Source organism: Chryseobacterium sp. POL2, from assembly GCF_011058315.1.
In the GTDB taxonomy this organism is placed as follows: Bacteria; Bacteroidota; Bacteroidia; order Flavobacteriales; family Weeksellaceae; genus Soonwooa.
Genome location: NZ_CP049298.1, coordinates 1,021,780 through 1,037,260, shown reverse-complemented (window position 1 = coordinate 1,037,260; position 15,481 = coordinate 1,021,780). Strand labels below are relative to the sequence as shown.

Annotated in this window: 15 protein-coding genes; 9 read left to right on the top strand and 6 right to left on the bottom strand. The window is 35.2% G+C overall.

All coding sequences use genetic code 11. From position 1 onward, the window contains the following. Positions 1 to 105 precede the first annotated feature (105 nt). On the bottom strand, positions 106 to 1,878 hold the full coding sequence (locus tag G6R40_RS04855; protein ID WP_165132304.1) for an AMP-dependent synthetase/ligase: 1,773 nt from the start codon (positions 1,876 to 1,878) through the stop codon (positions 106 to 108). A gap of 165 nt (positions 1,879 to 2,043) precedes the next feature. Between G6R40_RS04855 and G6R40_RS04850 the strand changes: the two genes are divergently transcribed. The 4 genes from G6R40_RS04850 to G6R40_RS04835 all read left to right on the top strand — a co-directional run bounded on the left by G6R40_RS04850 (position 2,044) and on the right by G6R40_RS04835 (position 7,239). Then, complete coding sequence (locus tag G6R40_RS04850; RefSeq protein ID WP_165132301.1) at positions 2,044 to 3,186, top strand: acyl-CoA dehydrogenase; 1,143 nt, start codon at positions 2,044 to 2,046, stop codon at positions 3,184 to 3,186. 80 nt (positions 3,187 to 3,266) lie between these two features. Continuing rightward, positions 3,267 to 4,334 (top strand): DUF2891 domain-containing protein, encoded by a 1,068-nt coding sequence (locus G6R40_RS04845; protein ID WP_165132298.1) that lies wholly within the window; start codon positions 3,267 to 3,269, stop codon positions 4,332 to 4,334. Between the two features lie 162 nt (positions 4,335 to 4,496). Next, complete coding sequence (locus G6R40_RS04840) at positions 4,497 to 4,961, top strand: hypothetical protein (protein ID WP_165132295.1); 465 nt, start codon at positions 4,497 to 4,499, stop codon at positions 4,959 to 4,961. A 19-nt stretch (positions 4,962 to 4,980) separates the two neighbouring features. After that, complete coding sequence (locus G6R40_RS04835) at positions 4,981 to 7,239, top strand: zinc-dependent metalloprotease (RefSeq protein ID WP_165132292.1); 2,259 nt, start codon at positions 4,981 to 4,983, stop codon at positions 7,237 to 7,239. Between the two features lie 61 nt (positions 7,240 to 7,300). Here the strand turns inward: G6R40_RS04835 and G6R40_RS04830 are convergent, their stop codons facing one another. From G6R40_RS04830 to rsmA, 3 genes are all read right to left on the bottom strand, one after another. Next, a complete protein-coding gene (locus G6R40_RS04830) occupies positions 7,301 to 8,146 on the bottom strand; it encodes an IS3 family transposase (RefSeq protein ID WP_262887664.1) in 846 nt (281 codons plus the stop codon). 14 nt (positions 8,147 to 8,160) lie between these two features. Next, positions 8,161 to 8,589: a hypothetical protein gene (locus tag G6R40_RS15110; protein ID WP_228455919.1), complete on the bottom strand. Its 429-nt coding sequence runs from the start codon at positions 8,587 to 8,589 to the stop codon at positions 8,161 to 8,163. Between the two features lie 108 nt (positions 8,590 to 8,697). Continuing rightward, positions 8,698 to 9,468 carry a 16S rRNA (adenine(1518)-N(6)/adenine(1519)-N(6))-dimethyltransferase RsmA gene (gene rsmA, locus G6R40_RS04825; protein ID WP_165132289.1) on the bottom strand — a complete coding sequence of 257 codons (771 nt, stop codon included), beginning with the start codon at positions 9,466 to 9,468 and terminating at the stop codon, positions 8,698 to 8,700. 342 nt (positions 9,469 to 9,810) lie between these two features. Between rsmA and G6R40_RS04820 the strand changes: the two genes are divergently transcribed. The 5 genes from G6R40_RS04820 to rluF all read left to right on the top strand — a co-directional run bounded on the left by G6R40_RS04820 (position 9,811) and on the right by rluF (position 13,583). After that, positions 9,811 to 10,710 carry a cell division protein FtsX gene (locus tag G6R40_RS04820; protein WP_165132286.1) on the top strand — a complete coding sequence of 300 codons (900 nt, stop codon included), beginning with the start codon at positions 9,811 to 9,813 and terminating at the stop codon, positions 10,708 to 10,710. 2 nt (positions 10,711 to 10,712) lie between these two features. Next, a complete protein-coding gene (locus tag G6R40_RS04815; RefSeq protein WP_165132283.1) occupies positions 10,713 to 11,024 on the top strand; it encodes a DUF3098 domain-containing protein in 312 nt (103 codons plus the stop codon). An 85-nt stretch (positions 11,025 to 11,109) separates the two neighbouring features. Continuing rightward, a complete protein-coding gene (locus G6R40_RS04810) occupies positions 11,110 to 11,931 on the top strand; it encodes an undecaprenyl-diphosphate phosphatase (protein ID WP_165132280.1) in 822 nt (273 codons plus the stop codon). A gap of 221 nt (positions 11,932 to 12,152) precedes the next feature. Beyond that, positions 12,153 to 12,854: a tRNA pseudouridine(55) synthase TruB gene (gene truB, locus G6R40_RS04805; protein ID WP_165132277.1), complete on the top strand. Its 702-nt coding sequence runs from the start codon at positions 12,153 to 12,155 to the stop codon at positions 12,852 to 12,854. Between the two features lie 9 nt (positions 12,855 to 12,863). Beyond that, positions 12,864 to 13,583: a 23S rRNA pseudouridine(2604) synthase RluF gene (gene rluF / locus G6R40_RS04800; RefSeq protein WP_165132274.1), complete on the top strand. Its 720-nt coding sequence runs from the start codon at positions 12,864 to 12,866 to the stop codon at positions 13,581 to 13,583. 48 nt (positions 13,584 to 13,631) lie between these two features. On the opposite strand, the gene G6R40_RS04795 is transcribed toward rluF, so the two are convergent. Both G6R40_RS04795 and G6R40_RS04790 read right to left on the bottom strand, forming a co-directional pair. Further along, complete coding sequence (locus G6R40_RS04795) at positions 13,632 to 14,960, bottom strand: helix-hairpin-helix domain-containing protein (protein WP_165132271.1); 1,329 nt, start codon at positions 14,958 to 14,960, stop codon at positions 13,632 to 13,634. A gap of 148 nt (positions 14,961 to 15,108) precedes the next feature. Next, positions 15,109 to 15,450 carry a MerR family transcriptional regulator gene (locus G6R40_RS04790; protein ID WP_165132268.1) on the bottom strand — a complete coding sequence of 114 codons (342 nt, stop codon included), beginning with the start codon at positions 15,448 to 15,450 and terminating at the stop codon, positions 15,109 to 15,111. Positions 15,451 to 15,481: the final 31 nt, after the last annotated feature.

The following is a 15,481-nucleotide window of genomic DNA, read 5'->3' as shown; positions in this document are numbered from 1 at the left end:
CCCCCTCTCTCGGACTCCTGTTTGACAACTTTTGTCATTTAGAAGATTCTCAGAGCATTGGTTTATCTTTTGAGACAGCCTCTTTTAGGTTGAAGAAAATTAATTTTATTTTCTGTCGTATAATCTTTCGTACAAATCGTTGAAGGCTTCTTTTATCGCTTTTCTTTTTAATTTGAGTGTTGGCGTCAATAGACCATCATCAATACTCCAAACTTTTGGTGTCAATTCAATTTTTTTGATTTGTTCCCATTTGCCCAGTTTTTTATTTAAAGTTTCCATTTCTTGCAAAATACGAGCTTTTAATTCTGGACTATTAGCAATTTCTTCTGGTGTTGTGCCGATGGTGATATTTTTAAGTTTGGCCCAATTTTGCGCAAAATTGAAATCTGGCTGTATCAAAGCTGTTGGCATTTTTTCGCCTTCGCCGACCACCATAATTTGTTCTATAAACTTTGAAGCTTTTGCATGGTTCTCAATGACCTGAGGCGCGATAAATTTCCCTCCCGAAGTTTTGAACATTTCTTTTTTACGATCGGTAATAAACAAGAATCCATCGTCGTCGATATGTCCAATATCTCCAGTTTTGAAATAGCCGTCTTCGGTAAAAGCTTCTTTGGTTTTTTCCTCATCTTGATAATAACCATTAAAGACAGAAGGTCCTTTTACTATAATTTCGCCGTCTGCAGCGATTTTGACAGTGACGTTTTCTAATGGAACTCCCACAGAGCCTAGTCTCATTTTTTCGAAACTATTTACCGAAATTACAGGCGAGGTTTCTGTTAAACCATAACCTTCCAAAACTGGAATTCCTGCAGCTTGAAACATTCTGTTAAGTCTGGACGAAAGCGCGGCAGATCCCGAAACTAATGTTATTAAATTACCGCCCAAACCTTCTCTCCATTTTTTAAAAACCAGTTTATCCACGATAATATGTGCGAAAGATTTTGGCGCTTGTAAGTTGTATTTTTCAGCAATGGAAATAGACCAAAGGAATATTTTTGATTTTAAACCTCCAGCAGCTGTTCCTTTATTATAAATAGAGTCATAAACTTTTTCTACCAAACGCGGAACTACAGTCATATAATGAGGTTTTACTTCTTTGACATTTTCACCAATTTTTTCGATGCTTTCCGCATAATAAACAGAAATACCATTATTAATGAAAATATAATAAACCATTCTTTCGAAAATATGACAGATTGGGAGGAAGCTCAGTGCGCGAAGGTCTTTGTAATTAATACTTTTATCCCGCGGAATTCTGGAATCGCTTCCTAATACGTTTGAAACAATATTTTTATGGGTCAGCATCACACCTTTTGGTCGGCCTGTGGTTCCTGAAGTATAGATCAAAGTTACCACGTCATCTTCCTGAATGCCTTTTGACAAATCATTAACTTCTTCTTGTGTGGCATCATCTTCACCAAGATCCAGAATTTCTTTCCAATTGGGAGCGGCATCAACATCGTCAAAACAAAAAACGCCAGCCAATGAGGAGACTTCTGGCTTCACAATTTTTATTTTTTTATATAGTTCAGCATCAGAAACGAAACAATATTTAATTTCTGCATTATTAAAAATATAAACGTAATCTTCCTCCGAAATTGTTGGATAGACAGGAACGCTGATGGCGCCAATTTGGGAAATTCCCAAATCCAGGATGCTCCATTCTGTACGATTGGTGGAAGTTATCAATCCTATTTTGTCACCAGGCTTAATGCCTAGCTTTAGTAGTCCTCGCGAAATTTTGTTTGCTTGGTTAATAAACTCTAAGGTGGATGTTTTTCTCCATTCTCCGTTCTTTTTGGTGACCAACGCATCATTTTTAGGATATTGATTTAGAGCCTTATGAGCAAAATCGAATGTTCTTTTGACAGACATATAGTTGAAAGTTTGATAAGTTTTTAATTAATTTAAATAAATTATTGATTTTCGTAAATATAGTTTTTTTTCTTAAAATAACAAAGCTGTTTTTTATTCATAACATATCGTTTTAAATTTCCTAAAAAATCGTAATTTTACAAGCAAACAATACTTTTAATTGATATGGATTTTAATTTATCAGAAGAACAACTGATGATTCAGCAAGCAGCAAGAGATTTCGCTCAGACTGAATTGCTTCCTGGCGTTATTGAAAGAGATACGCATCAAAAATTCCCAACAGAACAAGTTAAGAAAATGGGAGAGCTAGGCTTTCTAGGTATGATGGTTGATCCAAAATACGGCGGAGCTGGTCTTGACAGTGTTTCTTATGTTGTAGCTATGGAAGAAATAGCAAAAGTAGATGCTTCTGCAGCAGTAGTAATGTCTGTTAACAACTCTTTGGTTTGTGCAGGTTTGGAAAAATTTGCTAGTGAAGAGCAAAAAATGAAGTATCTAAAACCTCTTGCAAGTGGAGAAGTTATCGGTGCTTTCGCATTGTCTGAGCCAGAAGCTGGATCTGACGCAACATCTCAACGTACAACTGCAGAAGATAAAGGTGATTATTATTTATTAAACGGTACTAAAAACTGGATTACTAACGGTGGTAACGCATCTTATTATATCGTTATTGCACAGACAGATCCAGAGAAGAAGCATAAAGGTATCAACGCCTTTATCGTAGAAAGAGGTTGGGAAGGTTTCGAAATTGGACCAAAAGAAGATAAATTAGGCATTAGAGGTAGTGATACACACTCATTACTTTTCACAGATGTGAAAGTGCCAAAAGAAAACAGAATTGGTGAAGACGGTTTCGGGTTCAACTTTGCGATGGCTGTGTTGAATGGTGGTAGAATCGGTATCGCTTCTCAAGCTTTAGGTATCGCTTCTGGTGCTTACGAATTGGCGTTAAAATATGCAAAAGAAAGAAAAGCTTTCGGAACAGAAATTATCAACCACCAAGCTATTGCTTTCAAATTAGCAGATATGCATGTTAATATTACAGCGGCGAGAATGCTTTGTTTTAAAGCGGCTGCAGAGAAAGATGCTGGTCTGGATATTTCTGAAAGTGGTGCCATGGCGAAGTTATACGCGTCACAAGTAGCGATGGATACAACGGTTGAAGCTGTACAAGTACACGGTGGATACGGTTATGTTAAAGAATACCACGTAGAACGATTCATGCGTGATGCAAAAATCACTCAGATCTACGAAGGCACTTCAGAAATTCAGAAAATTGTAATTTCAAGAAGTATCGCTAAAAAATAATCCAACTTTTTTGAGATATTTAAAATCCCTTTCGGTAACGAAGGGGATTTTTGTATTTTAGAACTTTTATAAATCTTGACATGAAATATCTAGGACTCCTTTTATTAATACCTTCCACTCTGGCCGCTCAGAAAACAGAATTGTCAGATCAATTGGCAAACCAATTAGCAACGATGCCCCTCAAATGCATTCAGCAAGAATATCCTAACAAAACGGCACATATCATTAATTCTGTACATGAGGTTAGCCTGCGCCCAAGCGATTTGCATCCTTCCTTTTATGGCTGTTTCGATTGGCACAGTTCGGTGCATGGACATTGGATGTTGGTAAAAATTTTAAAAGAGAAACCTAATATTTTTCAAACCTCAAAGATTGAAAGAATTTTGGATCAAAGTTTTACTGCCGAAGCTTTAAAAAAGGAAGCGCTTTATTTCACCAAATATGATTTAGCAAAAAATTTTGAACGCACCTACGGCTGGGCTTGGTTATTAAAATTGGATGAAGAACTCGCAACTTGGCAGCATCCAAAAGCCAAAGTTTGGCATCAAAATATGAAGCTGTTGACCGATGAGATTCTTAGATTGTGGAAAACTTACCTTCCCAAGCAGACCTATCCTAACAGAACAGGTGTACATTCTAATTCTGCTTTTGCAATGGGTTTTGCCATAGATTGGGCAAGGAAAGTGGGTGATAAAGATTTTGAAAATCAACTTGTACAAAAAGCCAAAGACTTTTATTTAAAAGATGAAAAAACACCAGCGTATTTGGAGCCCGATGGTTCGGATTTTTTCTCACCGAGTTTAGAAATTGCAGATCTTATGCGCCGTGTACTCTCTCAAAAAGATTTTGAAGTTTGGATCAACAATTTTTATGATAAAAAAAGCATCGATAATATTTCTAAAATACCGATTGTCAGCGATTTGGAAGATTACCAAACTGTGCATTTGGTGGGGCTTTCCTTTAGTAAAGCTTGGTGTATGAAATCCATTTCTAAAGCTTTGCCAGAAAGGCATCCGCTGAAGAACGCATTTGCTGAAACTTCAGAACATTTCTTAGAAAAAGCATTGCCCATGATGGCTAAAAGTAATTATGGTGGCGACCATTGGCTTGCGAGTTTTGCGGTTTTTGCAATAATGAATCAAGATTAATTTTTTATAAAATGATGTTTTATAGTTTTGGTTTTTAATGAAATAAGTTAGAAAAGGATTTTAATAAGTTGTTGTAATTAATGGATTATAATTGTTAAATTCTAATAGTTTTCACCATATAATTTTCTTTTTAGAATGTTATTTCTATCTTTGGGCGAAAAGATGAAAATATTAGCACCTATATTTCTATTCGTTTTTGTATTGTCTTGTAATGCAATATCATCCAATATAAATATCCAAGATAGTAAAGAAATGAGAGATATCCAATTCGAAGAAGAGCGACGACTTAATAAAGATTTCAGTTCCAAAGATGTTTTTATCATAAATTCTATCGAGGAGGTTATGGCCTTATATGTGAAACTTAATGATCCCAGTTTTAAAAGATCCGCGCCAATACCAGCTTTAAATACTGATGAAAGCTTGTTGGTTTTGAAACCGAGGCTGAGTTCTAAAATGCCTTATGCTGACTTAGAAGTTGTTAGCCTAAAAGCTGATGCCAAAAGTATCTTTGTTAAATATAAAGAAATCGAAAATTCGGAATATCAAGAAGATAAGAAAACGCATCCCGTTTTGATTCTTAAAATCCAAAGCCAACCCAAACAAATTAAACTAGAAAAAATAAATTAATCGCAAAAAATAAATATTTATGAAATCAAAATTATTCCTAGGAGTAGGGATTAGCCTTTTATCTGGAGGGATTTTTGCTCAGCAAAATTCATGGTCAAATATTTCGAATAGAAATATTAATAACACGAGAGAAAGAGTCATTAGTGTACAAGATTACAAATTGTTAGGACTTAATGAGTCGCAATTCGTATCCCAATTATCGGCTATTTCAAAGAATAGTGGAAAAACTTTAATGAAATTTCCAAACGAACATGGTACAACAGATACCTTTGAAGTTATAGAATCTTCAACGATGCATCCTGACTTACAGGCCAAATATGCTGACGTGCGCTCTTTCACAGGCGTTAAAGTTGGAGATCCGTTAACTAAAATTTCATTCACTTACGATCCATATTTTGGATTTAATGCGATTATTAGAAATAATGCGAACATATCTTATATAGATTCTTATTCAAAAGATAATAAAGTCTATATGATGTATAACAGAAAAGGTGCATCCTCTAAGCGTAATTTTGAATGTCTGTTCGATGAGGTTAATGAAAAACAAATTCAGCAAAGTTTAGAATCAGCTGGTGATCAAAAAACGGTTGTAGATGGTCTAATGAGAAAGTATAGACTAGCACTCGCTACAACGATTGAATATACGGCCTTTACGGCTAATGCTGCAGGGGTTGGTAATGGTACAGATCAACAGAAGAAAACTGCGGTTATGGCTGCGCTTAACTTAACGGTTAATAGACTTAATGAAGTTTATGGCAACGATATTTCTGTTAAATTAGAATTGGTCCCTAATAATGACTTGTTAATTTTTATTCATTCGGATTCTTACAATCCATTAAATGCAAGTTCAATGCTTGGTGCTAATCAAACTGTAGTGGATAATACAATTGGCTCTGCTAATTATGACATCGGACACGTTTATTTCCAAGCACAACAAGGGAATGATAACGGTGTGGCATACCGTCCATCTGTATGTAGCAATACCTATAAAGCTGGTGGGGTAACTGGTTCTGCATCCCCTGTTGGAGATCCATTTGTTATTGATTATGTTGCGCACGAGATGGGACATCAGTTTGGAGCAAATCATACCCAAAATAATAATTGTAACAGAAATAACTCAACATCAATTGAGCCTGGAAGTGCTAGCACAATTATGGGATATGCTGGTATCTGCTCTCCAAATGTACAAAATAATAGTGATGCCTATTTCCATGCAATAAGTATTAGAGAAATGTATAATCACATAACAACGTCAGGGAATTGTGGCGCTAATACACCAACAGGTAATAACGAACCAGTTGCTAATGCAGGACCAGACAGAACTATTCCAAAAGAAACACCATTTGTATTGACGGGTGAAGCTTCTGACCCAGATGGTGATGCGATAACATACAATTGGGAACAGATTGATTATGGATCGGCAACAATGCCTCCTCGTCCAGCTAACACGGTTGGCCCTATGTTTAGATCATTATTTGCAAGTACTTCTCCCGACAGATATTTCCCAAGACTATCAACAATTATTGAAGGTTATAATGGCGGCATAAATACAGCTTCTAATTATAGAGCATGGGAAAAATTATCAACGGTAGCAAGAACGCTTACTTTTTCGCTCTTGGTAAGAGATAACAATCCAGTTGGAGGACAATCAGCAAGAGATGATATCAAATTAACTGTAGATGCAACATCAGGTCCGTTCGTTGTAACATCTCAGATTGCAAATGATGTGGTGTGGAATTTAGGCTCTTCACAAACCATAACATGGGATGTTGCTAATACCAACGTAGCGCCTGTTAATACAGCAAATGTTACGATATTATTATCTACAGACGGAGGATTAACGTTCCCGCATATTGTAGTAGATAGTACACCAAACAATGGTACATATACCTTCACAGTGCCAGGAGGTTGGGGACTTACTGATAATGCAAGAATTATGATTAAAGCAATTGATAACGTATTCTTAAACGTTAATAAAACGAAGTTTAAAATTAATTCAGATTTAGCGACAACAGATGTTAATACTGCTAAAGATGTAGTCGCTGTTCATCCAAATCCGTCTAAGAATGGTATCTTCACTTTAGATATTAATGCAAAAAATGTTTCATACAGCATTTTCACAGCGGAAGGGCGTCTAGTAACTGCTAAAAAAGATTTGAAAGCTGCAGGTAAGCAAACTGAGAAAATTGATTTGTCAAGCTTAAGCTCTGGCGTATATTTCTTAAAAGTTGACCATGATGGCAAATCAACTTCGAAAAAATTAATTATTACTAAATAATTTTTAAATGTTTGTAACGTCCTGAAAAAATGATACAGGATTAGACCAATAAAATTTTATTTTAAACAGTACATATATTCGTATTTGTACTGTTTTTCTTTTTGTACGATTTTGGTATTAAATCTTGTTGTTGGTGCATTTGCATCGGTGTTAAATAATAGTTTGACAAATGCGGTCTGAACTCATTATAAATCTCTACGGTTTGTTTGACCAAAATCTTTCTTGTATTCAAATCTACATTAAATTTATCAATATCATATTCCTGTTTTAAAATTCCATTGATTCTTTCGGCTATGGCATTCTCATAAGGATCTGATTCTTGTGTCATACTACAACGGATTTTATGCTTTTTCAATAGCTTTTGATAATCATCGGAACAATATTGTAAACCTTTGTCTGAGTGATGAATAAGACTCTTCGGGTTTTCTTTTTTCAATGCCATTTTTAGAGCATTTAAACAAGATTCCGTTGCCAAAGAATCCGACACATCAAAGCCTACGATTTTCTTAGAATAAGCATCGGTTATCAAGCTTAAATAGGCTGGGTTTTCTCTGTTTCCCAAGTAAGTTATGTCTGATACCCAAACATTATTAGGCTTTTTGTATTGATAATCTTTAATCAAATTTTTATGTTTTTTAAAACGATGATACGAATTGGTAGTTTTGTGATAACTTCTTTTGGGAATGATTAACAAATGGTTAGCCCTTAAGAAGTCAAAGAATTTGTCTCTGCCAATTCTTAAATTTTCAAGTTTCTCTTTCAAAAGAAAATACAGTTTCTTTCCACCCATTTTTGGATGAATCATTCGCAGCTCTGCTACCCAATCCACAACCTGCTGTGCATTTTGTTGCCGCTTTGCTCTTCGTTTCAAATGACGATAATAAACCTGTCGATCAACCCCGAACAATTCACAGGAGAAACTTATGGTTTCTTTTTGTTCCCTTCGGAAAGATTCGATAGTTCGGGTGGTGAGTTTTTTCGTATATCAATTTGATATTCCTCTTCGGCAAGGTTAATCATCATATCGAAAATAATGGCTTTTTTATCAGCCACATAAGCCTGTTTCTCAAGGAAAGCCTTCTGCTTTTGCAAAAGCTTTACTTGGGCTTCAAGCTCCATGATCTTTTGTTCTGGTGACTTTGGCATATTCGAGGGTGTTTGGTTCTCCCAATCAAAGGTACCAAATTTTCTGAGCCAACTCACAACTGTGCTTCGAGATTGGATGCCATACTTACGGCAAGCACCCACAGTAGATAACTCCCCACACTCGATTTCTTTTACAACACTCAACTTAAAAGACATACTGTAATCGCGCTGAGTGCGTTTGACATAATTGCTTCTTTCTTCCATAATAACGATTTCTTTTTTGTATCGCTATTTCAGGACGGGACATATATTCGATAAAAAAAACTTCTCAATTCGAGAAGTTTTTTTTTTATTTAAAACTTGTAGTAAAAATTACAAAGCCTCTTTCCATTCTTTGGTGAAACTGATGAAATCAGCAACCGATAATTCCTCAGCGCGGATGTCCAAAAAAGCATGTGATTTTATTGCTTCCGGAATGTTCAGAACTTTAAGAGCATTGCTCAATTTTTTTCTTCTTTGGTTGAAACCAGCTTTCACAATTTTTTTGAACAATTCCTCATGTCCTGCTAATCCTTCTTTTGGATTTCTCAGCATACGAATAACGCCAGATTTTACTTTCGGTGGTGGGTTGAAAACGTTTTCATGAACCGTGAACATATAATCCACATCATAATAAGCTTGTATCATTACCGACAAAATACCGTAATCTTTGGTTCTTGGTTTTGCGGCAGTCCTCTCAGCAACTTCCTTTTGGAACATGCCTACCATCTCAGGAACATACTCGTAATTATCAACAATTTTAAACAAAATTTGCGACGAAATATTATAAGGGAAATTACCGATTACCGCCAATTGTTTTCCAAATACTGTTGGTATGTCAATCTTCAAAAAATCACCTACAAAGTGTTGTTCTTCCAGTTTTGGATAATGTATTTTGAGATAGTCGATAGATTCTGTATCGATTTCGGCAACGAAAGTTTCTGTGGGTTTGTCTAATAAAAATTTGGTCAAAACACCCATACCAGGACCAACTTCCAAAACTTGGTCGTAGCCTTGGTAGGAAAGTCCATCTACAATGTTTCGTGCAATATTTTGGTCGGTTAAAAAGTGCTGACCGAGGTGTTTTTTGGCGCGTACATTCATGTTGCAAAGATATTTTAATTAACTGATATTTTTATTGAATCACAGAATTTTTCTTCTGTTGACAAATCCCGCAATAGGGATGGTAGCGGCTATCCTTTTGGGTTTGGCGTGAGGCGGCGGAGCGTAGCGGAGCCGTCCGAACGACAAAACCAAAAGATAATAGCGGACAGCCCGACCGTAAAATAGCCAGGATTAAAACTGGGATTTTGCGGGATTGCCCCAATTAAAAATCTTAGAAATTGAAGTTATAATTTTCTTTTTATGATTTTATTAACAATACTTTGCCCTATTTTCAAGGCTTAAGTGAATATAATTTTCTATTTTAGCAGAAAAATTTCATTAATGCCAAAGACTGTAGAGGATATTAACAAAAGTAGATTACGATCCAGTAACATTACCGTAGTTATTAGTATTGCTTTAGTTCTTTTTCTTGTGGGCTTATTTGGGTTAATCCTTATAAATGCTCAAAAATATTCGGATTATATTAAAGAACAATTGGTTGTTCAGGCTTATTTTGACGAACAACTCGATGTTAAAGATTCTGCTAAAATTGCAAAAGACAACGCGGTAAGTTACGAACTTATAAAGGCACTACCTTTTGTGAAAAAAGCAACTTTTATTTCGCGTGAGCAAGCTTCTGTTGAAGCCAAAAAAAGTATGGGAATCGATTCCGAAGCTTTGTTCGATGCTCATATTTTTCCAGCTTCTGTTGAAGTATCGTTGAAGCCTGAATATGTTGATCCTGCGAAGATGGATCAGGTGGTTTTGGAACTGTCAAAAGTACCAGGCATCAAAGAAGTGAAAAACGACGATACGTTGACCAAATATGTGTACAATAATCTGAATAGAATTCTCAAATGGATTCTTGGATTTTCAATATTGTTTTTAGTTTTGGCAATGGTGTTGATTAATAATTCTATTCGTCTAAAAATCTACTCAAAACGTTTTATTATTAAAACCATGCAGTTGGTTGGTGCGAAGCGTCGATTTATTTTGAAACCTTTCATCATCGAAGCAGTAGTTTTAGGATTACTAGGTTCATTCATAGGACTTGCAGCTTTGGGAGGACTTTGGTATTTCTTCACAGACCAAATTGGGACTTCTTTTGTGAATGATTCTAATCAGTATTTATTATTAGCTTTAGGTGTATTAGGTGTCGGTATTTTAATAACGGTTCTAAGTACTATCTTTGCAACTTGGAGATTTTTGAGATCTCATGTTGATGATTTGTATTACTCATAATTATGGCAAAAAAAAATAAACTTTCGGCAGACAATTACGGGAGCCCAGCTTCCACGCCGACTACGCCAAAAGAAAATAATTTCTACTTCGGAAAATCCAACTTCAAATGGATGTTAATCGGTTTGGCTTGCATCATTTTAGGATTTGTTCTGATGATGGGCGCAGATGCCAATACAACACCAGAAGGCAAATTCGATCCTAACTACTGGAACGAAGGGATTTTCTCAGTTCGTAGAATAAGAATTGCGCCACTTTTGGTAATTGCAGGATTTGTAATTCAGGTGTACGCCATTTTGAAACGTGACAAAAAATAATTTTTATTACAATTATAACCACATCAAAAACTTTGGAGAAGTCTATTCTTTTTCAAAGTTTTTTCAATTTAATTAAAACAAAAGGATGGAATTATTAAAAGCAATAATTATAGCTATTGTAGAAGGACTTACCGAATATCTTCCAATTTCTTCAACCGCCCACATGGGCTTTGCTGCCAATCTTATGGGTATGGAGGAAACAGAATTTCTCAAGATGTTCCAGGTTTCCATTCAGTTTGGGGCAATTCTTTCCGTTGTGGTAGCTTATTGGAAAAAGTTTTTTGATCTTAACAATCTACAATTTTATTTAAAACTTGGTTTCGCAGTAATTCCAGCTTTGGCATTAGGATATTTATTCGATGATAAAATTGAAGCTGTTTTGGGTAACCAAATTGCGATTTCATCAGTTTTAGTTTTGGGTGGAATTATTTTATTGTTTGCTGACAGTTGGTTCAAAAATCCAAAAATAAATGACGAAAAAGAAATTACCATCAAAAAAGCAATTATTATTGGTTTTTGGCAATGTCTGGCGATGATGCCTGGTACAAGCCGCAGCGCAGCATCTATCATCGGTGGGATGACACAGGGTTTAACAAGAAAAGCAGCGGCAGAATTTTCATTCTTTTTGGCAGTTCCTACGATGTTGGCAGTGACCGTTTATTCGGTATTTGTAAAAACTTGGGGTAAAGGTACAGACCATGCGATGAAGGGCTACGAGATGATATTGTCGTCACAAGATCACATTATAGCTTTTGTAGTGGGGAATGTTGTAGCCTTTGTTGTAGCGCTTATCGCCATAAAATCTTTCATAGGTTTGCTTAATAAATACGGTTTCCGACCTTGGGGTTGGTACAGGATATTTGTTGGTATCGCATTGTTGATTTATTTCCAATTCTTTAGTAAATAATTTTTTTTTGGGCAGCTTTTCCGCCTTCCGCTCCCGCTTTTCTAATATTGGAGAGGCTTCGGCTCCGCTCAGCCACCCCATATTAGAAAGAGCTCCGCTCAAGTCGGGCTGCAGATTGCAAAACACTTGAGAAGTTGTAGAAACAAAAATCAAGAAACAAGAGCCAAGAGCCAAGATCAAGAGCTAAGACATAATTATTAATATTTATCAAGTTTCCAAAAGTGACTTCCGAACAATTACAATCAGGTTATATATTTTTAGTGGACAAACCTTTGGATTGGACTTCTTTTCAAGCGGTTAATAAACTCAAATACAAACTAAAAAGAGAGTTTAAAGAACTTCCCAAAAAATTTAAAATTGGACATGCAGGCACTTTGGATCCGCGTGCTACAGGACTTTTAATTGTTTGCACCGGAAAGTTTACCAAAAAAATTCCCGAAATCCAAGATGCCCCAAAAGAATATTGGACCGAAATAAAAATCGGTGTTCAGACAGAATCCTACGACACCGAAAAACCAGAAATACAACATCAGGATTTTTCACACATCACAGAAGAAAATATTCATGAAGCATTATCAAAATTCGTTGGAGAAATAGAGCAAAAACCACCCATTTTTTCTGCTATAAAAATTGATGGCGAACGTGCCTACAATCTCGCAAGAGCAGGAGAAGAAGTGGAAATGAAATCCAGAAAAACTACGATTCATTATATTATAGATATCCATATTGATTTTCCTTTGGTAAGTTTTACCGTAGGTTGTTCCAAAGGAACCTATATCCGTAGTTTGGCACACGATATTGGCAAGGAATTGGGTGTTGGCGCTTATTTAACACAATTAAGAAGAACAAAAATTGGTGATTTTTTAATTGAAAATGCCTCCGAAAAATACCTGGATAACGATTATAAATTTGAAGATTTATAAACAAAAAAAATGGAAAAAACACGTATTAATAAATATTTGTCAGAGGTTGGTTATTGTTCTAGAAGAGCAGCGGACAAACTTCTAGAAGAAGGCCGAATTACAATTAATGGGAAAGTTCCAGAAATGGGAACAAAAGTTTCGGACGAAGATGAAATTTTTGTTGATGGTATTTCAATCCGCAAAACCGAAGAACAGCATGTCTATATCGCGTTCAATAAGCCTGTCGGAATTGTCTGTACAACCGATACGCAGCGCGAAAAGAATAATATTATCGATTATATTAATCATCCCAAACGTATTTTCCCAATTGGTAGACTTGACAAACCGAGCGAAGGTCTTATTTTGTTGACGTCCGATGGCGATATTGTTAATAAAATTCTTCGTTCCAAAAACAACCACGGGAAAGAATATATTGTGCGTGTTGACAAGCCCATTTCGCCAACTTTTCTTAATAAAATGAGAAATGGCGTTCCGATTCTTGATACTGTAACAAAAAAATGTGTGGTTGACCAGATCGATACCATGACATTCAGGATTATTTTGACACAAGGTCTTAATCGACAAATCCGTCGCATGTGTGAATATCTTGGCTATGATGTGAAAAAACTGAAACGTATTCGTGTTCTTAATATCAACCTCGATTTGCCTTTGGGAAAATGGCGCGATTTGACAAAAGAGGAACTGTCAGAACTCAATCAACTTCTTGAAGGATCTTCAAAAACTTTATAAGTTATTTTAAGAATCAAGAATCAAGAATCAAGAATCAAGAATCAAGAATTATTTGATATACCAACGCATTCGGGTTTCGTATTCTGGTTTTAGCTTCAGGAATTTCCAAATTTTGTCGTCATTCGGATAAGTTGTTCGATAAAAAATGATCTTATCTGCAGAATATTTAAAGTAAGGGTGACTTTTTAACCAATCTTCTGGTGCGTCCACTAAGGAATATTTTTGGACATCATCGGTAGAAAATTTACAAGTATTAATCAATTTTTGCATCAAATCTTTATCAATATTATAAGTATCTAGCATTTGTTGTGTGTTGACAAATCCACCCAGTTTTTTCCGAAATCCTACAAAACTTCCCGCAGCACGCTCATCAAAGCCAAATTCAATAAGCTGTTTAAAACTAATTTTATTTAAATCTAAACTTGTAAAATCCGTTTGTTGCACAATTTTATCAAATGTTTTTTCGGTATTTGAATTTTTAAAATTATCGGGATTCAGAATAATGTAATGTTTTAAGTCCTCAAATTTTTCTTCGGAAATCACAAAGCAAGATTTAATGTCGTCTAATGTTCGGAAGCTTCCTTTCAGGTTTTTCTCGCGATAATTAACGATGACATGTGCTTGTTTTTCAGAGAAGCCCAAACTTTGCCAAGCTTTAACATCTAAGAGGTTAGGGTCGAATTTCTGATAATTTATTTTTGTTTTTGAAGGTGAATGATTCGCAAACTTATTGAAATTTTCGGGCGTTTTTTCTGGAAGAATAAGATAGGATTTCATTTGAGAAAACTGCTCGTCATTGATGATGAAACAATCTTTTAGTTTTTCCTTGCTTACAAAACTGCCGCCGAGATAGTTTTTATATTTGAGAATGGCAGCTGCTTGTTTTTCAGAAAATCCCATCTTTTGCCAATCTTGTTGTGATAATTGGTCAGGATTGAATTTTCCAGAAATATTTAGTTTTTTTGAGGTCGAATGTTTCGTGGTTTTTTCATTAAAATCAGCATTTTCTAATACAATATAGGCTTCTAGACTTTTGAATTTTTCTTCAGAAATTGCATAGCACTTTTTAAGTTGATCTTTGGATGTGAAAGTTCCTCCGACCAAATCTTTGTATTTCAGAATCGTGGCAGTTTGTTTTTCGGAGAATCCCAAATCTTGCCAATCTTTTGCGTCCAATGCATTTGGGTCAAAATTTTTAATTGGTTTTTCTAAAAATTCTGTAGTAACAAATTGAAGATTATCAATATTGTCCTTATTTAGATAAGAATGTTTTTTATAAAAATGAAATGTTATCTGAAAGCCTAAAAGAAACAAACCACTTAATATTAAAGCAAAAATTTGTTTGCGTCTCATTTGATAGGGAAGTTGCGTTTTCATGTCGTTTGTGTTTAGTAATAAAAATACACAATATTTTAATGAAAACTTTTAATTTCTATAATATTTTTCTATGTAAAAGATTGAATAAGAAATTATTATGATAAATGCTTGAGTTTTATATGAAAAAAGAGCCTTTGCTTAACGTTCTTTATTCTGGGATATTGTCCAAAGATTTTTTAAGTTTTTTAAGCTCCGCTTTTACAAACTCGAGTCGGTCGATTAAAGTGATGGTTTCCGAGATTTTGGTATTTGTTGTTAAAGCGATGCGCGCACCATCGAGAGTATAGCCTTTTTCTTTAACGAGATGATAAATCATTTTCAGGTTTTTAATATCTTCTGGTGTGAAGTATCGGTTTCCTTTTTTATTTTTTTTAGGCTTTATAATAGGGAATTCTTGCTCCCAATATCTGATGAGAGAGGTGTTGACGTCAAATGCTTTGGCAACTTCGCCTATAGAATAATAGAGTTTGTCAGGAAGATTAATTTTCATTGGTTCAATCGAGCTTTCAAAGATAAATAAT